General features: G+C 68.5%; 20 protein-coding genes and 1 pseudogene. 13 read left to right on the forward strand and 8 right to left on the reverse strand.

Annotated features, from left to right (window positions below; all coding sequences use genetic code 11):
* Positions 1-110: 110 nt before the first annotated feature.
* Genes AC2W7K_RS09920 through AC2W7K_RS09930 form a run of 3 tightly spaced genes read right to left on the reverse strand, consistent with a single transcriptional unit; the run spans position 111 to position 2363 of the window.
* A complete protein-coding gene (locus AC2W7K_RS09920) occupies positions 111-899 on the reverse strand; it encodes a fructosamine kinase family protein (RefSeq protein WP_198498338.1) in 789 nt (262 codons plus the stop codon).
* Between the two features lie 31 nt (positions 900-930).
* Complete coding sequence (locus AC2W7K_RS09925) at positions 931-1425, reverse strand: GNAT family N-acetyltransferase (RefSeq protein ID WP_486006092.1); 495 nt, start codon at positions 1423-1425, stop codon at positions 931-933.
* A gap of 35 nt (positions 1426-1460) precedes the next feature.
* Positions 1461-2363: a macrolide 2'-phosphotransferase gene (locus AC2W7K_RS09930; protein WP_198498340.1), complete on the reverse strand. Its 903-nt coding sequence runs from the start codon at positions 2361-2363 to the stop codon at positions 1461-1463.
* Between the two features lie 199 nt (positions 2364-2562).
* On the opposite strand from AC2W7K_RS09930, the gene AC2W7K_RS09935 reads away from it, so the two are divergent.
* Positions 2563-3744 (forward strand): hypothetical protein, encoded by a 1182-nt coding sequence (locus AC2W7K_RS09935; protein WP_486006093.1) that lies wholly within the window; start codon positions 2563-2565, stop codon positions 3742-3744.
* 66 nt (positions 3745-3810) lie between these two features.
* The gene (locus AC2W7K_RS09940; RefSeq protein ID WP_009374756.1) at positions 3811-3957 is read left to right on the forward strand and encodes a GPGG-motif small membrane protein; all 147 of its coding nucleotides are present in this window, start codon (positions 3811-3813) and stop codon (positions 3955-3957) included.
* A 127-nt stretch (positions 3958-4084) separates the two neighbouring features.
* Here the strand turns inward: AC2W7K_RS09940 and AC2W7K_RS09945 are convergent, their stop codons facing one another.
* Positions 4085-4459, reverse strand: a complete 375-nt coding sequence (locus AC2W7K_RS09945; RefSeq protein WP_486006105.1) for an aromatic-ring hydroxylase C-terminal domain-containing protein — start codon at positions 4457-4459, stop codon at positions 4085-4087.
* Positions 4345-5909 (reverse strand): annotated as a pseudogene (locus AC2W7K_RS09950) (FAD-dependent oxidoreductase). The gene AC2W7K_RS09945 and the pseudogene AC2W7K_RS09950 overlap by 115 nt, the downstream one beginning before the upstream one ends.
* A 195-nt stretch (positions 5910-6104) precedes the next feature.
* Here AC2W7K_RS09950 and AC2W7K_RS09955 point away from each other — a divergent pair.
* The 6 genes from AC2W7K_RS09955 to AC2W7K_RS09980 all read left to right on the forward strand — a co-directional run bounded on the left by AC2W7K_RS09955 (position 6105) and on the right by AC2W7K_RS09980 (position 13016).
* Positions 6105-6791: a FadR/GntR family transcriptional regulator gene (locus tag AC2W7K_RS09955; protein WP_198498343.1), complete on the forward strand. Its 687-nt coding sequence runs from the start codon at positions 6105-6107 to the stop codon at positions 6789-6791.
* Positions 6792-6860: 69 nt separating this feature from the next.
* Positions 6861-8180, forward strand: a complete 1320-nt coding sequence (locus AC2W7K_RS09960; RefSeq protein WP_198498344.1) for an amidohydrolase — start codon at positions 6861-6863, stop codon at positions 8178-8180.
* Positions 8181-8235: 55 nt separating this feature from the next.
* The gene (scpC, locus tag AC2W7K_RS09965; protein WP_198498345.1) at positions 8236-9741 is read left to right on the forward strand and encodes a succinyl-CoA:acetate CoA-transferase ScpC; all 1506 of its coding nucleotides are present in this window, start codon (positions 8236-8238) and stop codon (positions 9739-9741) included.
* A gap of 175 nt (positions 9742-9916) precedes the next feature.
* Positions 9917-10891, forward strand: coding sequence for an alpha/beta hydrolase (locus AC2W7K_RS09970; protein ID WP_198498346.1), 975 nt, complete (start codon positions 9917-9919; stop codon positions 10889-10891).
* A gap of 51 nt (positions 10892-10942) precedes the next feature.
* Entirely contained in the window at positions 10943-11935 is a 993-nt protein-coding gene (locus tag AC2W7K_RS09975; RefSeq protein ID WP_198498347.1) for a CdaR family protein, read from the forward strand.
* A gap of 145 nt (positions 11936-12080) precedes the next feature.
* Positions 12081-13016 carry an SDR family NAD(P)-dependent oxidoreductase gene (locus AC2W7K_RS09980; protein WP_198498348.1) on the forward strand — a complete coding sequence of 312 codons (936 nt, stop codon included), beginning with the start codon at positions 12081-12083 and terminating at the stop codon, positions 13014-13016.
* Here the strand turns inward: AC2W7K_RS09980 and AC2W7K_RS09985 are convergent.
* Positions 13013-14320, reverse strand: coding sequence for an ArgE/DapE family deacylase (locus AC2W7K_RS09985; RefSeq protein WP_486006094.1), 1308 nt, complete (start codon positions 14318-14320; stop codon positions 13013-13015). The genes AC2W7K_RS09980 and AC2W7K_RS09985 overlap by 4 nt on opposite strands.
* 307 nt (positions 14321-14627) lie before the next feature.
* Here AC2W7K_RS09985 and AC2W7K_RS09990 point away from each other — a divergent pair, with 307 nt between their 5' ends.
* The 3 genes from AC2W7K_RS09990 to AC2W7K_RS10000 all read left to right on the forward strand — a co-directional run bounded on the left by AC2W7K_RS09990 (position 14628) and on the right by AC2W7K_RS10000 (position 19417).
* A complete protein-coding gene (locus AC2W7K_RS09990) occupies positions 14628-15131 on the forward strand; it encodes a YybH family protein (RefSeq protein WP_486006095.1) in 504 nt (167 codons plus the stop codon).
* A complete protein-coding gene (locus tag AC2W7K_RS09995) occupies positions 15128-16516 on the forward strand; it encodes a purine-cytosine permease family protein (RefSeq protein WP_486006096.1) in 1389 nt (462 codons plus the stop codon). The genes AC2W7K_RS09990 and AC2W7K_RS09995 overlap by 4 nt, the downstream gene beginning before the upstream one ends.
* 657 nt (positions 16517-17173) lie before the next feature.
* Positions 17174-19417 carry a DUF222 domain-containing protein gene (locus AC2W7K_RS10000; RefSeq protein ID WP_486006097.1) on the forward strand — a complete coding sequence of 748 codons (2244 nt, stop codon included), beginning with the start codon at positions 17174-17176 and terminating at the stop codon, positions 19415-19417.
* A gap of 14 nt (positions 19418-19431) precedes the next feature.
* Here AC2W7K_RS10000 and AC2W7K_RS10005 read toward each other — a convergent pair whose 3' ends face one another.
* On the reverse strand, positions 19432-20133 hold the full coding sequence (locus AC2W7K_RS10005) for an MBL fold metallo-hydrolase (RefSeq protein WP_486006098.1): 702 nt from the start codon (positions 20131-20133) through the stop codon (positions 19432-19434).
* A gap of 473 nt (positions 20134-20606) precedes the next feature.
* Positions 20607-21929: an ABC transporter permease gene (locus AC2W7K_RS10010; protein ID WP_232623544.1), complete on the reverse strand. Its 1323-nt coding sequence runs from the start codon at positions 21927-21929 to the stop codon at positions 20607-20609.
* A 123-nt stretch (positions 21930-22052) separates the two neighbouring features.
* On the opposite strand from AC2W7K_RS10010, the gene AC2W7K_RS10015 reads away from it, so the two are divergent.
* Entirely contained in the window at positions 22053-22622 is a 570-nt protein-coding gene (locus AC2W7K_RS10015; protein WP_198498353.1) for a TetR/AcrR family transcriptional regulator, read from the forward strand.
* A gap of 76 nt (positions 22623-22698) precedes the next feature.
* Positions 22699-23295 (forward strand): TetR/AcrR family transcriptional regulator, encoded by a 597-nt coding sequence (locus AC2W7K_RS10020; RefSeq protein ID WP_198498354.1) that lies wholly within the window; start codon positions 22699-22701, stop codon positions 23293-23295.
* Positions 23296-23399 lie beyond the last annotated feature (104 nt).

Genomic DNA, 23399 nt, shown 5'->3' on the forward strand with positions numbered 1-23399 from the left:
CCTCGCCGAGGTGACCGCGCTGCAATCGCGGCACTGGTCCGGTCCGTTCGTCGGGCCGGACCGGTGCCGTCTGCTCGGGTCGGTGTGCAGGAGGCTCAGGCCGCTGAGGCTCAGCCGTCGAGTTCGTCTCTGCGATCGACGACGGCCCGCGCGGCCGCCAGCGTCTGTCCGAGGAATCCCCGGCCGAACAGGCGGACGTGAGCGAGCAGGGCGAAGAACGAATGCGCCGGCAGGTCGGCCCGCCATCCGCGGGGCAGCGGGTGCTCGGCCTCGTAGCCGGAGAAGATCTCCTCGAGGAACGGCGTGCCGAAGAGCGCGAGGAGGGCGAGGTCCTCGAGGCGGTGGCCGCCGTGCGCGGCGGGATCGATGAGTGTGCCGCCGTCGGGAGTCCACATGAGATTGCCTGCCCACAGGTCGCCGTGCACGCGTGATGGCGGCTCGGTTCCGGTGCCGGCGATTCCGTCGAAGGCTCCGGACTCGATTGCCTCGATCGCCGAGGTGATCGCTGAGTTCTCCTCGATCGTCAGCTCACCGGCGATGGCCGAGGCCGTGGGTGCCAGGCGCGTGCGCACCCAGAAGTCGGAGAAGGACGAGTCGGCGGTCACGGGCACCTCGAAGGGCGAATCGAGCGGACCGAACCATGCCTTGTCGGCCGGTGCCCAACCGAATGCCGCAGCGCCCGAGTCGTGCAGTCGCGCGAGCCTGCGACCGAATTCGGCCGCATCACCGGCATTCGGGCTGATCGTCTCAAGCCGGGTAAGGCGCAGCGAATCCTCGTCGACCCCGCGCACGCCGACGACGGGCACGACTCCCCGTGCGGCTAGCCACTCGAGTCCGGCCGCTTCGGCCGCGAAGAATCCCCGTGGGGCACCGGCCCGCTGCTTGACGAAATCACCCATGCCACCAGGCTATCGGGGACGACCCGTCGAATCAGGGCTGAAGGTGCTTCCGCATCCACACGGTATCGCCGTGGACGGGGTCGGGGTCGCGCAGACCGCTGTCGGAGAATCCGACCTTCTCGAGCACCCCGAACGAAGGTGCGTTCCATTCGCGGACCGACGCCCACAGCCGCGGCAGCCCGGCGCTCTGCGCCGCGGTCGTGACCGCGCGCGCCGCCTCGGTGGCATAGCCGACACCATGCGCCTGGGAACAGAGCTCGAAGGCGATCTCCGGTTCCGCCGCGCTCGCGCCGCCGACGATGAGCCCGCAGTACCCGAGGAACTCGACGGAGTCTCTGCTCTCGACAGCCATCAGACCGAATCCGGCAGCGTCGGCCTCGGCGCGCTGTTCGGCCAGGGACTGCGCCAGATCCTCGACGGTCGGTCGACCGTCTTCGTCGATGCGGCGTGCCGCGGGCACCCGCGGATCGCGCTCGATCCACAGTCGCCGCACCGCCTCGGCGTCGGCAGTGACGAGAGGACGCAAACGCAGCCGTGCAGTGACGAGGTCGGGGCCGATCCTCACCCTGCGACGGGATTGAGCTGTTCGCGCGCGGCCTCGAGATGGCCGACGTCGCCGGTGTCGAGGGCGTAGAGACCCAGGTCGACCGCCGCGGTCGAGAACATCTCCGCACAGTGCTCGGCGAGCTTGGGCCACACCCTCCCGCCGCGTTCGACATAGCGCTCGACAGTCAGGTCGAACGCCTCGGGGGACACGCTCATCTGGTGGAACATGAAGTCCCGCGCGGGATCGCCGACCGCCGCCGTCGTCCAGTCGAGCAGGCCGACGATGCGGGTTCCCTCCATGAGCTGATGCGCGGGGTAGATCTCCCCGTGCGTCACCGTCGACCACGTCGGCCAGTATCGATCGTCGTCGAGCCACGCCGCCCAGCGCTCCCGCAGATCCTCTGCGACCTCGAACTCCCTGACCACGGCAGCGATGTCCTCGCGCTTCTGCTGCCTCACCTCGGCGGGGGAGAGGATGGGAATTCCCGAATCGCGCACCACCGCCGGATCGACGGCGTGGAGTTCAGCGAGGACATCTCCGAGCGAGTGCGCATAATCGGTGGCTTCGACATCGAAATGCCACCGAGGCTGCGCATCCTCATCGAGGGTGAGCCCCGGACTGCCCGGCAGCAGGGGATAGGCGATGAGTCGGTCGGTGTGGATCTGCCAGTCCGGGACGTCGACGCTCAGGTGCGGGGCGACGCTGCCGAGGAACCGTCCCTCGACGTCGGCGCGCTCGGTGACATCCGGACGCCGCGGAATGCGCAGCACCCACGCTGAGCCGTCGGCCGCCTCGGCGAAGGCGACTCGGAAGTCCAGGCCGATCTCATCGATGGAGACCGACTCGGGAACGAGCGTGAGGCCGTGCTCGGCGGCCAGTTCGCTGATGGCGAGGGGACTGCGGGGTGACTGGTCCATCCCTCCACTGTTGCCCAGCAGGGAAGCGAAGTACAGCCGACTCGGGCCAGTCGTCCAGCTTGTGACGAACTTGTGTCATTCGGCAAGACATATGCGCAATAATGCTTGCTGGAAAACTGCATCCGTGCCACGATGAGACGACGCTGGTGTTTACCTCACCTCGATCGATGTCGATCGAGCGGGCTGAAAGGGAAGAGACATGAACGGCACCACCATCATCTGGATCGTCGTCGCAGCCGTCGTCGTCATCATCGCCATCATCGTCATCGTCGCGCTGGCTCGGCGGGCTCGCGCCAAGAAGATGGAGGAGCGCCGCCAGCAGGCCGCGCAGATCCGCGAGGAGGTCGCCGCAGCCGCTCCGACGACGGCGGCCTACGAATCGGAGGCAGAGGCCGCTCGGTCCCGCGCCCTCGATGCCCAGGCCGAAGCCGACGCGAAGGCCGAGGCGGCCCGCCAGGCCGAGGTCGAATCCCTCAAGGCCGCAGCCCGTGCCGACGAGTACGAGACCGCGGCCAACCAGCTCGAGGATTCCGCGGAGAAGTCCCGGCTCGAGCAGGAGCGCTTCCTGCAGCGCGCCGATGAGCTCGATCCGGACACGAACACCGACGCTGACCGCCGTGACGATGGCGACGCCGATCGCCGCCGTGATGGGGATGTCGATGGTCGCCGCGATGGGGACTGGGACAACACCGATCGTGATCGCGATGGCCGCGATCGTGACGGCCGCGATCGTGACAGCGGCTATGCTGCGGCAGCGGGAACCGGCTATGCGGCGTCCGAGAGCCGCACCTATGACACCGCTGATGGCGTCGCCTCGGAATCGGCAGACGCCCGTGGGTTCGAGACCGCCGACGGACGCGGCTACACCGGCACCGAGCAGCGGACGTTCGAGACGACCGACGGCCGCGGCTATGCCGAATCCGACACCCGCGCCTACGACGGTGCCGACGGGGTCGGCTACGAGACCACGGAGCGCCGCACCTTCGATGACGCCGATGGCCGCGGCTATGCCGAATCCGACACCCGCGCCTACGACGGTGCCGACGGGGTCGGCTACGAGACCACGCAACGCCGCACCTTCGACGACGCCGATGGCCGCGGCTACGCCGAATCCGACACCCGCGCCTACGACAGCGCCGACGGGGTCGAATACGAGGTCACCGAACAGCGGACGTTCGACCCCGCCGACGGTTCGGGCTCCGACACCGCTGACGGCAGGGGAGTGAACGGGGCAGACCAGCGTCGCGGAGACCCGAACGGAGTCGACCCCGACCAGTACCGTCTCTCCCGCAGCCGCGGAAGCGGCGACGGCAACCGCGTCGACCCCCGTACCGACTTCACCGACGACTCGGGTTCCGGCAACGGCGCACCGAGGCACTGAGTCACCGAGTCACTGAGACCACAGCAAACCCCAACCCCATGCTCCACCCCTAGGAAAGGACACATCATGCTCGCCACCATCCTCTGGATCATCGCCGCGATCCTCGTCATCTCCGGCATCTTCGCCATCTTCCGGAAGCAGATCCTCTGGGGAGTCATCCTCATCGTCGTCGGCCTCCTCGTCGGTCCCGGAGGCGTGAGCATCTTCGCCTAGCGCACCGATCTCCGCAGCACGGCGCCCCGATCCGCACCCGGATCGCGCGTCGCGTGACGGCGATCGCCGCTGCCACACCGTGGAGGTGGACCGACCCGAGCCCGAGTCCCTCCGCAGTCGGCGCGGGTCAGAGTCGCGCCTCGGCGACGGAATCCTCTCCGGCAGCGCGGTTCGCCTCCGACGTCAACTCCGACGACCCCCGACCGAGCGCCGTCGTCAGCGCCTCCCGCAGCGCGGCTTCCGGGTCGGCCGGTCGGGTACGACTGTTCCAGGCGATGATCCGGTCGGGCCGGACGAGCAGCGCTCCCGAATCGTCGACATCGCTGACCGCCGCCCACCGGCGCAGGACGTCGTTGTAGTCCCCGCCCATGCTCACCTGTGCCGTCCTCACCTCGACGCCGAGGTCGGCGGAGACCGCCGCCGCGGCCTCGGCCCAGCCATCATCGGCCTGGCCGGTGATGAGCGTCCATCCGCTGCGCCCGACGAGATCGAGGGTGGACAGCCGCTGACGGTCATGGTCGACCCAGGCGTGGGGAGCGGCGCGCCCGGTCGCGTCGACGGCACATGGTCGAGATCGACGTCGACGTCAGGGCCCGCCGCCGGTTCTGCCCCCGCTCCCGCCGCCGGGACGATGGCGTCGGACTCGTAGAGCTGACCGAGCTCGATGCCGTGGGCGTTGAACTGGTAGTTCTGCAGCTCGATCGCCTCGGTGAGCTCCTGCCGGCGGACCGGGTCGTCGAAGAGGGACTCGAGGCTCGCCCACCCGTCCTCGGCCGACTGCCCGGGGGCGAAGCCGAGCGCCTTCGAGATCGGACCCATGTCGACGACGCTCTTCATCGCCCGGTCGACGACGCGCCTGCCCACCGGCTGCCGCTCCTGGTCGTACGTGTCGAGCAGAGCCTCGTCGGCCTCACCCCTGAGGACGGCGCTGAGCTTCCACCCGAGGTTGAAGGCGTCCTGGATCGACGTGTTCGTGCCCAAGCCGTTGGCCGGCGGGTGCCGATGCGCGGCGTCACCGGCGAGGAACGCCCGGCCCCGCCGGTAGGCGTCGGCGACGACGTGGTTGATCTGCCACTTCGAGACCTGCTTGATCGTCACCTCGACGTCGGGATCCCCGATCGTCGCGTGCGCCCGGGCGATGAGGGCCTCCGTGTCGGTGTCCGGTTCGCCCTCGGCCGGGTCGTACATCGCCAGCAGCACCCATTCGGTGAACGGCTTCACGCAGATCCACGTGCCCGACCCCACCCAGTAGTCGTTGCCCGGCTGCGCCATCCAGTAGAGCGTGCCGGGACGGTAGTCGCAGTACTTCGTGAGATCGGCCTCGAGCCAGACGTTGAGCGCGGCGCCGAGGTTGGACTCGCCGGTGAAGGTGAAGCCGAACTCCTCGGCGACGGTCGACCGGCCGCCGTCGGCGCGACGATGTACGTTGCCAGGATCGTCGACTCCTCCCCGGTGTCCCGGTTCCGCACCGTCGCCTCGACGCCGTCGGCGGTCTCGACGGCGGAGACGAGTTCGGTGGAGAAGCGGATGTCGGCGCCGAAGTCGCGGGCCGCCTCGGCGATGACGGGTTCGAGGATGTGCTGGGGGATGTTGCACATCGCGCTGGGGCTCGCGACCTCGTAGTCGCCGGAGCGCGCGCTGCCGGTGCCCCACGTCTCGAGCCGTGCGATCTCCTGACCGGCGAAGCTCGTCGCCCACACGTTGTTGCGCATGTACGGGTTCGGGGTGGCCGCGGCGATGACGGCGTCCTCGCAGCCGAGGTCGCGGAAGACCTCCATCGTGCGCTGATTCGTGATGTGGGCCCGCGGCGAGTGCGCTGTCGTCGGGTACCGGGTGATCGTCAGCGCGTCGACGCCGTCACGGGCGAGGATCGCCGCGAGCGTCAGCCCGGTCGGGCCGGCCCCGACGACGAGGACATCGGTGCGGACGGGAGGCGTGGTACGAGTGCTCATTCGTCGTTCTCCTTCGGACGAGAATGCCGATCATGACCGTCTCAGCGCCGAGGTGCGAAAGCACGTCTCGCAATTCAGCATAATTAATCATGATTAATTGTTGGGAACCAGGATGCCGCGCGATCGTCATGCTGTCAAGCATGGCGGTCGGGTACCCTCGGGACTGGCGTAGCACACCGGTGAGGGGAGGATGGCATGGTCACGACATCGCGGGGATCATCCTCGTCGGTCGATCGCGCCGTCGACATCGTCGCCGCCCTCGCCGAGGGTCTCGAACCCGGTCAGCGGCTGGGGACGAAGGGAGCGATCCAGGCCGAATGCGGTGTCTCGAAGGGCACCTTCAACGAGGCCCTGCGCCTGCTGCAGCTGCGCGGGATCATCACCCTGCGACCGGGACCCGGCGGCGGACTCTTCGCGGCCGCGCCGACTCCGATGGCGAAGCTCGGCAGCTCGCTCCTCGCCCTCGACGCGGACTCGTCGACGGTCGCCGATGCCATGCAGGTGCGCGACTCGCTTGAGCCCCTCATCGCCGCCGAGGCGGTCGACCACGGCTCGCTCACCGACATCCGCGAGCTCTGGCTCCTCATCGACGACATGCGCGCCGCCGTCGCCGCCGGCGACCCCCAGGAGTTCCTCGCGGCCAACTGGTGCCTGCACCGGCGCATCGCCGAGATCACCCCGAACCAGCTGCTGCGCCAGGTCTACCTCAACATCATGGCGATCATGGACGACCACACCGTCGATGTGCTGCCCGGCCCCGAGGTGCCGCTGGATGACTACATCGACGAGCGCCTCCAGCTCCACATCGACATCGTCGCGGCCATCGAAGCCCGCGACCACGCCCGAACAGCCGAGCTCATGCGCGCCCACAACGTCCACTGAACCCTGCTGACGGCCCAGACCACAGCGTCCACCGCTGACCGCCCGCCCCGATGCGAAGGAGACCTCCTGATGACACCTGCCCCGACGCTCTCCGCGGAGCTGCGGACGAATCTCACCCGCTGGCGCCGGGACTTCCACCGGCATGCGGAGACGGCGTGGACGGAGTTTCGGACCACCTCGGCGATCATCGGAGCACTCCGGGACCTCGGCTGGGCGACGATCTTCGGACCCGACCTCCACGAGGCCTCGGCCCGCCTCGGGGTGCCGACGACCGACGTCCTCGCCGGGGCCCGCGCACGGGCCGTCGACCAGGGAGCGGATGCGGAGCTCGTCGAGGCGATGGGGGAGGGCTTCACCGGGGTCCTCGGCGTCCTCGAGACGGGACGACCCGGCCCGGTCGTGTGCTTCCGCTTCGACATCGACGCCAATGACCTCAATGAGCTCGCCGACGACAGCCACCGGCCGTTCGCCGAGGGGTTCGCCTCGGTCAACGACGGCGCGATGCACGGCTGCGGGCACGACGGGCATGCGGCGATGGGGCTGGGGCTGGCGAGCGTGCTCACCGGCATGGTCGCAGACCTGACGGGCACCGTGAAGATCATCTTCCAACCCGCCGAGGAGGGGGTGAGGGGCGCGCATTCGATCGTCGCGGCCGGGTGGTTCGACGATGTCGACCTCTTCGTCGCCACTCACCTGAAGTCCGACGACGCCAAGGGCGGCGTCCTCACCGGCGTCGACGGGTACCTCGCCTCGACGAAGTTCGACGTGGAGTTCTCCGGGGTCGGCGCCCACGCCGGAGGCGACCCGGAGAAGGGACGCAACGCGCTGCTGGCGGCCGCCTCGGCGACCTTAGGGCTCCACGCGATCCCGCGCCATTCGGCGGGTGCGAGCCGGATCAACGTCGGCACGTTCACCGCCGGGGAGGGCCGCAACGTCGTGCCGCGCACCGCCCGCATCGCCGTCGAGACCCGCGGGGAGACGAGCGAGATCAACGACTTCATGGTCGCCCGCGCCGCCGACGTCGTCGCCGGTGCCGCCCTCATGCACGGCGTCGACCACAAGGTCACCGTCGTCGGACGTGCCGACACGGCGTCCCCGAGTCCGGAGCTGCTGCCATTCATCCGCGCCTCCTTCACCGGGGTGCCCGGGGTCGCCGAGATCCGGGACACCGGCGGTTTGGGCGGATCCGAGGACGCGACGGCGATGATGAAGCGGGTCACGGAGCGCGGGGGACTGGCCACGTACGTCCAGATCGGTATGGAGACCTCGTGGGGCCATCACACGGAGCGCTTCGACGTCGATGAGGACATGCTCGCCGTCGGTGTCGCGGCCGAGGCGCGGATCGCCCTCGACGCCCCGGAGTTCCTCGCCGGCCTCGGGCGGGCCTGAGCCGGCGGTCCACCCGCTCATCTCGGACGCCGGGGGCCTCGATAGACTGCCGGACATGTCGAGGATCACCTGCCCCACCCTGCGTCCCCGCGTCGTCACCGCCGCTGAGGCGGCCGCGCACATCAGGAACGGCGACCGGGTCGCCACGAGCGGCTTCACCGGGTCCGGATACCCGAAGCTCGTGCCGCCGGCGCTCGCGGCGCACGCGAAGGCCGAGCATGCCGCAGGCCGGGATTTCGCCGTCGAACTGTGGACGGGTGCCTCGACGGCTCCGGAGCTCGACGGGATCCTCGCCGAGGCGGGGGCGGTGAGCAGGCGTCTGCCGTTCCAGTCCGATCCGCGCATGCGGCAGGCGATCAACGACGGGCAGACGGAGTACATCGACACGCACCTGAGCCACTCGGCGCAGCAGGCGTGGTTCGGCTTCTACGGGAACCTCGACGTCGCGGTCGTCGAGGTCGCGGCGATCCTGCCCAACGGGCTGCTCGTGCCCGGCAGCTCGGTGGGGAACTCGAAGACGTGGCTCGACCTCGCCGACAGAGTCATCCTCGAGGTCAATGAATGGCATCCGCGGGCGTACGAGGGCTTCCACGACGTCTACTACGGGACCAGGCGGCCGCCCGAGCGGCTCCCGATCCAGCTCCTCGAGTCGATGCAGCGCATCGGCGATCCCTACCTGCGGGTCGACCCGGAGAAGGTCGTCGCGATCGTCGAGACGAACCACCCGGACCGGAACCTGCCGTTCAAACCGGCCGATGCGGATTCGCAGGCGATCGCCGCCCACCTCGTCGACTTCCTCCGCCACGAGATCCGCGTCGATCGCCTCCCGCCGTCCCTGCTGCCGCTGCAGTCGGGCGTCGGCAACGTCGCCAACGCGGTCATGGCCAACCTCGCCGACAGCGAGTTCGAGGGCCTGCGCGCCTACACCGAGGTGATCCAGGACGGCATGCTCGACCTCATCGACTCGGGCAAGCTCACCTCGGTGTCGGCGACGGCGTTCTCGCTCTCGGCCGAGCGGGCCGAGGCGTTCAACGCGAACATCGAGTCGTACAAGGGGCGGATCCTCCTGCGGACCCAGGAGATGTCGAACCATCCCGAAGCCGTCCGCCGCCTCGGCGTCGTCGCGATCAACGGGATGGTTGAGGCCGACATCTACGGCAACGTCAACTCGACCCACGTCATGGGGTCCTCGATCATCAACGGCATCGGCGGCTCCGGGGACTTCGCCCGCAACGCCTACCTCAACTTCTTCGTCTCGAACTCGCGGGCCAAGGGCGGGGCGATCTCCTCGATCGTGCCCTTCGCCAGCCACATCGACCACACCGAGCACGACACGCAGGTCCTCGTCACCGAACAGGGACTGGCGGACCTGCGCGGACTCTCACCGGTGGCCAGGGCCCGCCGGATCATCGCCAGCTGCGCCCACCCGGACTTCCGCGACCGGCTCACCGACTACCTCGACCGGGCGATCGCTGCGAACCCGCACGGTCGGCACACCCCGCACCTCCTCGCCGAGGCGCTGTCCTGGCACGAGAGGTTCCATGCGACCGGGCAGATGTGAGGCTCTGCCGTCGGGGGTGAAAGTGGTTGCGCAAGCGGCGGGGGAGCCGCGCGTCCAGGGCGGGGACCGCGCGATCGGCGGGGAGGGTCGGTCGGATCTGCCGCATCCGGCGGTTCCGGCCCGCTCCCTTCCGCGGTGAGGATGGATGAGACCACTCACTCACCGAGGAGGAACCATGACCGTGACCCGACCACCTCACGACCCCGAGCTCGATGCGGCGCTCGAGGTGATGCTCGAGTCCCTGCCCGCAGGGACGATGAATGCCGAGACCGCCGCCGCGATGCGCGATGCTGACGGGGCGCAGCTGCCCGGTCTCGACCCCGATGACCTCGCGGCCCTCGGAGTCATCAGTCGAGACGTCGTCATCCCCGTCTCCGACGGCGCCGAGCTCGCCGGGACGATCTTCTCCCGTGCCGATCACACCGGAACCGGCCCGGGGATCTACCACGTCCACGGCGGCGGGATGGTCACCGGCCACCGCCTCCTCGGCGTGCAGCAGACTCTGCCGTGGATCGTCGACCACGATGCCGTCGTCCTCACCGTCGACTACCGGCTCGCTCCCGAGCATCCCGACCCCTACCCGGTCGAGGACTCGTATGCGGGTCTCGTGTGGATGGCCGAGCACGCCGCTGACCTCGGCGTCGATCCCGATCGCATGATCATCGTCGGTGCGAGCGCCGGTGGTGGCATCGCCGCGGGCACTGCGCTGCTGGCACGCGATCGGTCGGGACCGCGGCTGGCCGGGCAGGTGCTCATCTGCCCGATGATCGACGACCGTGACGCCACAGCGTCGGCAGCGCAGATCACGGAGCGGACGACGTGGACGCGGGAGAGCAACCGCTACGGCTGGTCGAGCCTCCTCGGCGATCGGGTCGGCACCGAGGACGTCTCGATCTATGCCGCACCCGCGCGGGCGACGGACCTGTCCGGCCTGCCGCCGACGTACATCGACTGCGGCAGCGCGGAGGTCTTCCGCGATGAGGACGTCGCCTATGCGCTGCGGCTGTGGGAGGCGGGCGTCGATGCCGAACTCCACGTGTGGGCGGGTGGGTTCCACGGTTTCGAGATGCTCGCCCCGCACGCTGCGGTGAGCCAGGCGTCGCTTGCCGCGCGGGATTCCTGGGTGGCGAGGACGATCGGCGACCGTTGAGGTCCCAGCGATTCGCGCCCTACCATGGGGTCATCGGACAGCGGAGTTGATATGCGCGATCTCCTCGGAAAACTCACCGCCCTCGACCCGGAGGCGAGCGAAACGCTCAAGGTCGTCGGGTACTTCGACGCCCTGACCTCCCGTGGGGCGGGGCTCGGGAGTCTGCTGCGTGCCGCTGCGGCGCTCGCCGGCTGTCCGGCCGTCGCCGAGGTGGACGGCAGGGTGACCGCGTACGATCCCTCTGGCAGGCGCCTCGCCGAGGCGGCCGACCGTCCCCGCGGATCCGCAGTCGCCTTCCGGTCGGGTGCGGTGTGGCTGGTCCGCGAGGGCACCCCGCACGCCAACGATGCGATGATCACCGATCGTCTCGGCGTCGCCGTCGAGGGACTGACGTCCCAGCACTCACCGACGCGGGAGATCGAAGTGGTTGTCGATGCCGAACGGGCGGTGGCCGAGAGGAGGACGGCGCTCGTGCGGCTCGGGATCGATCCCGGCGCCTCTGTGAGGGTCATCCTCAGCGATGACGACCCGGGACCGCGCTGGACGAAGACCGCCCCGGTCCCGACTCCGCTCGGCGTTCTCCATGCGACCCTCGAGGTGCGCCCCGGCGGAGTCGCACCCGCTGACCATGCCTGGGACGGTCACTCCCGCGTCGGCATCGGCACGTGGACCCGAGCGGACTCGGCCCCGGACTCGTGGGAGGCTGCGCTCATCGCCCACCGCCTCCTCGGCGAGGGACCGGGAACCGTGCTCGACGCAGTAGATCTGGGGTCGATGCTCATCCTCGCCCGCGCCTATGATCCCACCACCCCTCACCCGGACGTCACAGCCCTGGAATCCCTCGACGCGGTGACCACGGAGATCCTGCGCGAACTCGTCGACGCCGACAGTCTGCGCGCGGCTGCGGGGAGGCTGGCGATGCACCATTCGACCCTGCAGGCCCGGCACGAGTCGATCACGACACGGCTCGGCTACGACCCGCGCACGACCGTCGGTCGACTGCGCTACATGAGCGCGGAGTTCCTGCGCCGCCTCGGCGGGTAGCCGGCCCCGCCCCACCGGCAGGCACCGGCTGACCCGGCGGTGCCCGCACCGGAAGGCACGCGCTGACCCAGCGGTGCCCGCACCGGCGGCCGAACAACCTGCGGCCGTCACGAAGAGAGATCACCGAGAGAAAGCGGTAAGAATCATGCCCGAAAACACGAGCAGCACAGCGACCCCCGGCACCGCGAGCGCGACCGCCCACACCGAGGAATGGCCGCGCGGGGAGGTCGCCTTCGTCACCGGCGCGGCCTCCGGCATCGGCCTCGGACTCTCCCGCGCCTTCGTCGCGGCCGGGGCCCGGGTTGGACTCGTCGACATCGACGACGCCCGCCTCGCCCAGGTGGCGGAGGAGCTGCGGGCGGCCGGAGGCACCGTGACCACGGTGCGCTTCGACGTCGGCGACCCGGATGCCTGGGAGGCCGCCGCAGATGCCGTCGAGGCCGAGCTCGGTCCGGTGACGATCCTCTGCAGCAACGCCGGTGTCAACGGCGGCAGCTCGGCGGAGGCCACCCCGTGGGAGGTGTGGCGCCGGGTGCACACGATCAACATCGACGCACAGTACCTCGGCGCCTCGACGTTCCTGCCGCGGTTCCGCCGCCTGGGCAGGCCCGCGCACATCCTCAACACCGCGTCGCTCGCGGGCATCATCCCGATGGCCGACGTCGCCGCCTACGCCTCCTCGAAGTTCGCGAGCGTCGGCTTCTCGATGGTGCTGCGCAGCGAACTCGCCGGCAGCGGCATCGGAGTCTCCGTGCTCGCACCGGGAAGCGTGTCGACCCGGATCGCCGAGACCGCGGCAGCGGGGCAGGCGGAGCTGCTCGGGGAGGAGGCGAACGCCGAGGCGGTCGCGGCGAATTCGGCGATGCTCGCTGAGGGTGCCGACCCCGACGCTGTCGGGCAACAGGTCGTTGAGGCGATGAGGGCCGGCCAGTTCCTCATCGTCACCCACGGGGAATGGCTGCCGCTCGTGCGCGCTGTCCATGCCGAAGTGGAAACCGCGTTCGCGGAGTTCGACGGGCGCCACGGCAGCGATCCGGCCGCCGCGCTCCTGGTCCAGGGCGTGAACCCGGTCAGCTCCTAGGCCTGTCGACGCTCGTCGATTCCGCACCACTGTGCGAGGAACAGGGCGATCGTCGTCGTGCAGCGGCGGATCGACTCCACGCTCACCCGTTCGTCGAAGCCGTGGATGTCCTCCGTCACCGGTCCGTAGACGAGCGCCGGCATGTTCGCGAAGTTCGCGAACACCTGGGCGTCGAGGTAACCGGGGGTGGTGAACGCGGTCAGCTCCTCGCCGGCGACCGAGGCGTGCGCTGAGGCGAGCACAGCCTCCGCATCGCTTCCGGGCTCGAGCACGTACCCCCGCGCATAGAACCCGTTCGGCGTGAGCTCCGCGGTGAACGCGGGCACCGGCGGGCCGCTCAGCGGTCGGTCGGTGCCGCGGGCCGCCTCGGTGACACAGTCGACGATCTCCGCCCATGCGTCGTCGGGATCAGTGCCGGGGTAGATGGCGACGCGGACCTGGAGTTCGCACCAGGCCGGGACGCTTGAGGGCCAGTCGCCGCCGCGGATGCCGCCGAAGTTGACGTTGATGGGATGGTCGAGGTCGGCGAAGTGCGGGTGGTCGGCCTTCCGCTCGTTCCACCTCTCCTCGAGCCCGCGCAGCGCGCCGATCACGTGGTAGGCGGCGTCGATGGCGTTGAAGCCGCTGGCCATCTCCCGCGGGTGAGTGGGTTCTCCGCTGACGAGGACCGTGAACCAGATGACGCCGACATTCGCCCGGACGAGTGCATCCTCCTCCGGTTCGGGAATGATGACGGCATCGGCGGTGTATCCGCGCAGCAGGGCCGCCAGCGAGCCGTTGCCGGTGCACTCCTCCTCGACGACGGATTCGATGTGCACCCGTCCGGTGAGGTCGAACCCCGCATCTCGGACGGCGGTGAACGCGAAGAGATTCGCCACGAGCCCGGCCTTCATGTCGCCTGCTCCGCGCCCGTACATCCACCCGTCGCGGACCTCGGCGTCCCACGGTGACCGCGACCAACGGCCGGTCGGTCCTGCGGGGACGACGTCGATATGGCCGTTGAGGATGAGGGAGCGGCCCCGGTCGCGCTCGGGGCGATAGGTTCCGACGACATTCGTCATCCGCGTGTAGTCGACCGTGGTCGGACCGAATCCGGGATGGTCGCGCAGCTCGGCCGAGTCGATCGTCCAGCGGTCGACGTCGAGGCGGAGGCCGCGCAGGGTGCGTTCGATGAGATCCTGCCCGGGTTCCTCGGCACCGCGAGTGGTCGGCAGCCCGACGAGTTCGGCCGTCACCGCCAGCTGTTCGGCGAAGTTGGCGTCGACGGCCGCTCTGATCCGGTCCGTCGCGTCGTCTCTGCCCATGTCTCCTCCGCGGTGAGTCGTGACTGGTGTCCCTTTCCAGGGTGGGCCCGGAAGCGCCTCGGCGTCGAGGGCCGAACCACCTGTCGAGACTGTGGGGAGGCTGGGAAGCCGGCGGCACCGGCGCCGCCCGGACCCACGGTCGCCTGCCGACCCCGCACCGCTGCCCCCCGGCTCGAGCTCGCCCGCTGACCCCACACGTATCCACGCTGGCGCGTGAGCAGGAAAACTTGTCCAGGATGGATAGTGCGTCCTGAATCTCCGTCATTAGAGTTGCTCAACAACCATCAACAGAGAGTTGCCGAGCATCATGACAGAGAAGTCGATCCCTGTGCCCTCAGACCCCTCTGCGCCCAGCGCCGAGGCCGTCGAACGCGCCGCCGCAGCCATCGTGCGCGCCTTCGCCGCCACCGACACCGCAGCGTACTTCGCCGGATTCGCTGCGGACGCCTCGTTCGTCTTCCACCCGGAGAGCCACCGGCTGAACTCGCGCGCCGAGTACGAGGAGACATGGAACGGCTGGCTCGCCGACGGCTGGTCCGTCATCGACTGCGTCTCCAGCGATCCGCTCATCCAGACGTTCCCGGGCGGCGCCGTCTTCTCGCACACGGTCGACACGACCGTCGAGACCGGGGAGGGCCGGGAATCGTATCGGGAACGCGAGAGCATTGTGTTCCGCCACCTCGGCGACGGTGACCTCATCGCAATCCACGAACATCTGTCCCCGGTCCCGGACACCGCCGCGACCGCTCCGGAACCGGCCGGGGTCGCCGCCGAAACGAACACCACCACCGCCGAGGAGGTCGCACCGTGAACTGGTACCGCCGCCTCGACGCCCGATTGGCTGCGGATTCGGACGATTCGGGAGTCGTGCAGGGCAGGCTCGGCACCGGACGGATGTTCATGATCTGGCTCGCTGCCAATCTCGTCGTGACGACGATGCTCACGGGAACCCTCTTCGTGCCGGGCATCGACTACGGCACGGCGGCGCTGATGATCGCGGCGGGCACGGTGATCGGCACGGTCGTCCTCGTGCTCATCGGCAACATCGGGACCCGGACGGGACTGGCGACGATGGCCGTGACACGGGGAGCGTTCGGGGCGAAGGGCAGCTTCCTGCCGGTCGCGGCCAACGTCATCATCCTCATGGGCTGGAGCTGGGTGCAGGCGATGCTCGCCGGCATCAGCGTCAACTACGTCGTCGAGCAGACCACGGGCTTCTCCAACCCGGTCCTCTTCTCCGTCCTCTGCCAGGCGCTCGTCGTCGGTCTCGCGATCCTCGGCCATGAGGGCATCGAGAAGGCCGAGCCGTGGTTCGCGCTCCTCATCCTCGTCGTCATGGCCTACATCTTCGTCACCGCGTTCATCGGCCACGCACCGCGCGAATACCTCACCATTCCCGCCGATGAGAGCCTCGGCTTCACGCCGGTCCTCGCACTCGACATCGTCATCGCGACGGCGATCTCGTGGACCGTGCTCTCCGCCGACCTCAATCGGCTCGCCGGAAGCCAGCGCGCCGGCATCGTCGGCTCGGGGCTGGGATACATCACCTCGACGGTGCTCGCGATGCTGCTCGGGCTCACCGCCTTCAGCTTCATCCTCCTCGACGGGGGAGCGGCCGAACCCTTCGACCCCACCGCGCTCGCCGACCGCTTCGGCTGGCCGCTCGCGATCGTCATCTTCCTCTCCGTCATGGCGACGAACACGATGGTCGTCTACGGCATGGTCAACTCCGTCATCGGTGCGAGGAAGCAGTCCCGGCTGCGCTTCCTGCCGGTAGCGCTCATCCTCGGGGCGATCTCGATCATCGGGTCGACGTGGCTTGCGCTGCTCGACCAGTACACCGCGTTCCTCACCGTCATCGGGGCGTTCTTCGTGCCCGTCTTCGCGATCGTCATCGCCGACTACTACATCGTCAAACGCGGGTTCTACTCGAAGGACATCCTCCGCGACGAGGGCGGCATGTACGCCTACGTCCGCGGGGTGAACTGGGCGGCGGTCATCGTGTGGATCGTCGGGGCGTTCGCCTCCTACCTGCTCACCTATGTGTGGGCGAGCCCCGTGGGCGCGACGATTCCGTCCTTCGTCATCTCGTTCCTCCTCTACCTGGCCCTGTCGTGGTCAACGCGGCACCGCTTCGCCGAGGCGGCCCTGCGTGACGCACCTTCCCGCGGTTCCGTGGGTGATCGGAGCGGCTGAGAAGAAGGGACTGTCGAGCGGGCAGATGTGGTGAAACGAGAATCATCGCAGGTCATCAGTGACGTCCGAGGTCGTGTCAGTGCCGAGTGCAACAATGGAGCGCACAAGGAAACATCGGTCAGAGAGAGATAATAATCTTTTTCTCATGAATTTCAATCAGGCTATTCCATTCGATGTTCGAATAGTCTATCATTGACGTACGACGCACTATGATTCACAGATCGCTTCCCCAACGCTGTTGTCAGAGGCAGGTGAGCCAGCGTGAAAGACCTCCCCGGTGGAGACGGACGGCGGCCCGGTCGTGCCTCGGGCGCGTCGTTCGACGCAGTTGGTGCAGAAGCCGGTCCTCGGTGGCGCGACGCGCGCGATTCCGCTGCAACCACCGGGCGCGGTCCCCGTGAACGGTGCATCACCGACGGTGCCTCTCGCAGTGATTCCGCTCGACCGACGATTCGACTCGGATCGAGGATCAGCGAGCTCGCGGAGATCTCCGCACAATCCGACCAGATCCAGCTCCGCACGCTCGACGTCACGGCAGGCATCACGTTGGAGCGCGTCGTCCGGCGTCTCGACGTCCCCCTGCCTGACGGCGACGCACCGTATCGCTTTGCCACGATCGCCGCATCCGTGCTCCGGCACGAAGTCGCTGAGGCGGCTATGGATTCCGATCCCGCCACGCCGACCGACGAGACCGGCGAAGACGCAGCGCCACAGGGAACCGCAGCAAAGGGCACGACCGCGAAAGCACCCGCCGGGACGCGACGGGAGCCGGCGCCCTCGACTCCCTTCGCCGCCGCATTCGACGCGATGGCAGCCGATGTCGACGTGACCGCATCGACCGAGCTCGTGAGGGTGCCGCGCACGTCGACGACCGTGGCCCTCCGCGACCCCGCACTGCTGGCGTGGCGGCGGCGGTGCGAAGCGGCTCTCGCCCCGCCGTCGACGGCACTTGTCTCGGCTGAGACCGAGGAATCAGGCGACGCACCTGATGCCCCCGATTTCCCGGGCTTCCGCCTCGACACCACTGTCTCCGAATGGGTGCAGGACAACGTTGCCGACGAGGACGTCATCGAGACCGCGACCATCCTCGGTCAGTCGATCGCCCGCACCTATCGGCACCTGCGCACGGCGATGACGATCATCCACGGGCTGCCGCGCTTCGCCGATCGCGTCCGTGCAGGCGAGTTCACGATCGCCCATGTCCAGGTCGTCGGCGACCTCTGCCGAACAGTGGCCCTCCGGTACCTCCCGGAGATCGACGACCACCTCGCCGCACGCCGGTCCGATGTCACGAGCGACCGACTCCGGACGGCCCTGCGGAAGTTCATCGCCGTGCTCGAACCGGTTGACGACCGATCGCAGACAGCCAAGGAGCGTCGCCGCGTCGATCTGCACACGTACAAGAACGGCTCGGCCTGCATGTCCCTGACAGGGCCGGCCGAGGAACTCCATGCGTGCTACCTGCGAGTCGAAGCGATGGCGCGCGCCATCCACTCGCGCAGAGGTGCGGCATTCGACCTGCCGCCGGGAGTCGAGATCATCGATGATCGTGCTTTCGACAACCTCATGTACGACATCGTCACCCGACCGCAGCCGAAGCTGAGCATCAAGGTGCGCCGCATCGACCCTGTGACCGGGATCCAGACCGTCGAGGAGGAGCCGCTGCTCGACGAGGACGGAAACCTGCTCTTCGACCTCGGGTCCGACGGCTCCATCATCATGAAGAACGGCACCTCGGTGAGCGACGCCTCAGCGGGCAGGGCCCCAGCGGACGGCACCGCGACGAACAGCACCTCAGCGAACAGTGCAGGTGTGGAGGGACTGCCCCTTCCCGGGCACGGCACCGAGGCGGCCGATCGGGGAAGCGCGTTCTGCAGGGCCGGAGGCGATGAGACGCAGACCGTTGAGAGCTGGATCGCCGCTGAGATGCCGATGCACTCGTGGTGGATCGCGCTTCAGGCGACGATGGTCACCACCGTTCCCGTGATGTCCCTCCTCGGCGAATCGAACCTGCCGGGCACACTGCCCGACGGTTCACCGATCCCCGCCGAAACCGCGCGTCGCATCGCCGGACACAGCTCCACCGTGACGAGGATCCTCACCGACCCGGCGACGGGCACCCCGATCGATGCCAAGGCCACGACATACCGAATTCCCAATGATGTGCGCAAGACACTCATCGCCCAGTGGGAGTGCTGCAGTGTCCCGGGGTGCGCTCGCGCTGCCGTCAAGGCCGAGATCGACCATATCGTTCCGTTCTTCAAGCTCGATCCGCTCAAAGGCGGTCTCACACGGTTCGGCAATCTCCATCCGCTGTGCAGGAAGCACCATGCCCTCAAGACCGCATGCCTCCTGCGAGTGCGGATGACGGAACCGGGCTGTGTCGAGTACGAGTTCAGGCACGGAGTGACAGCGACCTCACGCGCTCCTGACCAGCCGATCGAGGTGGCCCAGGCGATGGAGCTCGCTGCGCTCAGTGGGATGCGACCCCACGTCGTGTGGAAGCCGAAGCATCCGGTCCCACCGCCGAAGTACATCATCGAACTCGAACCGAACGAACAGCTGGTCAGACAGCGCCGCGACGCGATGCGGAGATCCGCCGAGGAGACCGAACGCAAGCGCAGGATCCAGGAGAGATACGAGCGCGCTCGTGATTTCGCCCGCCGGAAGAGGCTTGCCCAGCTGCTCAACTGGCGCAACGAGGTGTTCCCACTGTGCCTGCCGCGAGGATCCGACCCGGTGACGATGAAGAGGCTGATGCCCGGCCGCCGGTTGTCAGTGAAGGAAGCCCGGCGGCGTCGAAAAGACGCCGGTGACACCTGGGTGGAGCCGCTCGACCAGTTCTGGAGCGTGCCGATCACATGGCATCAGGACAACCGCGATGATCCTCCGCCGTTCTGACAGTCGTGACGAAGTCAGGTGAGATCGTCGTACTCGCCGGAGACCCACCGGGCATAACGGTCGGCCGAAGACTGGACTGCCGCGTGGGCTCCTCCGGCGATCGTCTGACCGAAGTTGCCGTACATGCGGTCGAAATCGAGATCCGACACCGAGGCGGCGATGCGCTGCACGACCGCAGCGGAGAGCGGCAGGTAGTTGGGGAAGCTGCGCATGAACGTCACCCACCCGTCGCGCACGACCGGCCCGATCGAATCGCCAGCGAGCATGACGCCGCTACCGTCTCCTCCTTCCCACAGGGCAAGCACACTGCCGGGGAAATGACCGCCGACTCGGTGCACCGAGACCTGGGGGAGCGGCTCGGTGCCGTCGTCGAAGAACTCGATGGCGGGACCTTGTCTCTGCAGCCATTCGCGATCTCGAGCGCAGACGTGCACCGAGGCATCATCGAACGCGGCGCTCCACGCGAGCTGCATGCCGAACATGTGCGGATGACTCGGGACGATCGCTGCGACTCCACCGAACGCGGCCACGGCCGCCACTGCTTCGGCGTCGATGTATGGCGGCACGTCGAAGAGAAGGTTGCCCTCCGACGTCTGGGCGAGATAGCACGTCTGCCCGATGCCGAGCCTCGGTTCGACGCGCAGAGCATGAAGCCCAGGTTCGCGCTCGTCGATGACGACACGGTGGCCCTCGGCCTCGAGGTCATCTCGGCTCACCCACTCCTGGCCCGAGCGCGGCACCCACTGGCGTTCATCGGCACAGATCGGGCACACCGCCGAGGGAGGAGGACTGGTCTCCACTCCGCAGTTGCGGCAGATCATCACGCCGGGGTCACTGGGTCCGCCGGGCGCGGGTGAGTCTCGTTCTGTTGCCTCGTCGCGTGGATCGCGTGCGTTCTCCGACGCGGGATCGGTCACTGTCTCACCCTCCTCGCTGAGTGTCTGAAGTCGCGGTTCGCTGTGGCACCAGTTCGCTGCGGAGCCGGTTCCGGTGTCGGTGCCGACCCTGCAGCGAGGTTCGCATGCCGACGACTTCGTCATTCATTCGAGCCTATGCCGTCAGTGCCCGAACCTCCTACCCCCAGCCTGCCCGGTCGCGGTGAGTCATCCCCGGAAGTGGAGTGCCGGCCCCGATGCGGTGGGTCACCGCATCCGGGCAGGCGAATGTCTGTCCCTCAAGCCGCGAGGGCTCAGCCCTTCCCGGCTTGCGCGGCGACGAGCTTCGCATGCGCACGCAGGTGGCCGATGAGGATGAGGGCGATGCCGAGGACGAACCACGCGACGAGCACCCACCACGACATCGCCATCGGCGCATCGGGGAAGTACGAGATGTCGCGGAGCAGTGTGCCCGCCGCGCCCGGCACGAAGAACTGGCCGATGTCGCCCCAGGCCCCGGCGAGGAACTCCTTCGGTTGAGTGAGCGAGGAGATCGGATTGCCGATGAACATCGTGAGCACGGCACCGATCGCGATGCCGCCCGGACCCATGAGCGACACGAAGCCGTTGATGATCGCCGCCGTCGACGCCACCGCCAGCCCGGCTGCGAGCGCATTCAGCCAGAACTCTCCCTGCAGGATGCCGAACCACGTCTGGAGGATGAGGGAGAGCGCAATTCCACCGAAGGCCCCATAGGCGACGACCGCGACGGCTCTCATCCGCCGCGAATGCACAAGAGTGCTGGTGAGAACACCACCGACGATGCCGCCGATCGACAGCGGCAGTCCCGCGATCGCCAGCCCGGCCCCTGTCGCATCGTCGTCGGAGAGCGGCACGACATCGGTGACCGTGACCTGCGGGACGTCCATCGCCGAGGCATCCGGCAGCGTGCCCGCACCCTCTCCTCCACCGGCGACGCTGGGAGCCTGACCCGGCGCCTGCGGGTTCTCGGCCGCCCGAGCAGCCGCCTCGAGTGCCTCCTGCATCTGCTCCATGCCGTCCTGCATCCCCGAGATCGCCTGGGAGTCGATGGACTGCTGCATCTGCGCGGCGAGGCCTCTCAGCTGTTGAGCCACCGCCGGCGACGCCGCCGAGGAGACGAGGATTTCCGGGTCCTCGCCACCGAGGACGAATGCCCCGTAGACCTCGCGCTCCCGGATCATCTGCTCCGCCTCGGCGCGGGTGTTCACGCGCTCGAGATCGAGCATTCCCTCCGGTGCACTGCTCGTGATCTGCTCGACCTGAGCGCTGTCGCCGACGGCGGCCATGGGCAGGTCCTTCGGGTCGGCCGTCACCGTCGGCCAGCTGAATGCCAGAAGGACGATGCTGACGATCGCCGCCGCGAACAGGGCGACGAGGATCGCGCGTCCGACACTGTGCTTCGGCAGCTCATCGCCGATCGCGCCGGGGGCGGGATCCGCTGCCTGGTCCCCGCTCGCACCAGCGGCTCTGCCTCGATCCCCGCCCTGATCAGCGGCTTGGTCCGCGGAGTCGGCGCCGAGGTGGTCGTCGTCGCCGTCGGTCCCCGGAGCACCGCTTCCGGAGTCGGAAGAGGTCCTGAGAAGTCTCGTGGTCATGGTCGTCCAATCCTCGAAAACGAATGCACGTTCATTTTTACGCCGTGGTCTACAATTAATCAAGAATGAACATTCGTTTTTGGGGGATCGGTGCCGAAGGTCACAGAGGAACACAAGGCTGCGATGCGCACGCGCATCCAGGACGCCGCGCTCGCATGCTTCGCGCGCAAGGGCTTCGCGGCGGCGTCGATGGCCGACATCGTCAAGGAGGCCGACCTGTCGGCGGGGGCCGTCTACCTCTACTACTCCTCGAAGTCCGAACTCATGGTCGCCGCCGGTCAGCGGATCATGGAGGAGCGCATCACCGTGCTCGGCGATCTCGATGACACCGAGGCGGTGCCGCCGCCCAGCGTCGTCTTCCCGCGGCTGCTCGATGCGATTCTCGACGACACCCCGTTCCCCTCTCTCGTCCTCCAAGTCTGGGGCGAAGCCGCCCGCGTGCCTGAGTTCGCGGCGATCGCCGAGAAGATCTTCGCCGAGGTGCAGGCCCGCTTCGAGACCTACCTCGCCGCCTATTTCCACCGCACTGCCGGTCTCGACGAAATGGTGGCGCAGGCGCGTGCACGCGAGACGTCACCGGCGGCACTCGCGATGGTCCAGGGCGGCATCGTCCAGACTGCCGTGCTCGGTCCGGCGGTCCGACCGCGCGTCACCGGGTCGATGGCCGCGCTCCTCGCCGAGCTCGAGAGCTGATCCCGCGGTCACCACGATCCGAGACAAACGATACGCAGTGTTGCGGAACGAGAGACCTGCGTGAAAGGCTCGGCCCATGACGCAGGCCACACCGAAGGGTCGACCGCTCGACCCCGAGCTCACCGACCGCGTGCTCGCCGCTGTGCGCGCCGAGGTCGCGGAGCACGGCTTCATGAACCTGCGCATCGAGAGCATCGCCACCACCGTCGGCTGCGGGAAGACGGCGATCTACCGCCGCTGGCCCACCAAACCCGAACTCGTCGCCGCCGCCATCCTCGACACCCTCGAACTCGGCGAGATGCCCGACACCGGCGACGTCGTCGACGATCTCGTCGCGCATGCGTGGCAGAACATCGAGAACTTCCGCCGCTCGCTCGGCGTCCGCACGCACGGAAACGGCCTCCTGCTCGCGATGTTCAACATGGACGTCATCCCCCTCATCTCCGCCGACTTCATGGAGGAGCGCCATGCCAGGGGCCGGGCGATCCTTGCCCGCGCCGTCGATCGCGGACAGATGAGCGCCGCGCTCGACCACGATCTCATCCTCGACACGCTCGCCGGACTCACCCTCTTCACGATGACACTCCGTACCGAGAGTCCACTGCCGGACGACGCTGCGCTCACGGACAGATACCGCACCCTGGCGAGATCCCTCGTCGGCGCGGAGCACTGAGACCGGCCGTGCCGGCGAGACCACCGCGCGATTGACCGCCACACGGCTGGCCGCCACACGGCTGGCCACCCGGCGATACGACCACCACTCGATACGACCCGAAA

The organism is Brevibacterium sp. LAARM2_SD2 (assembly GCF_057364785.1).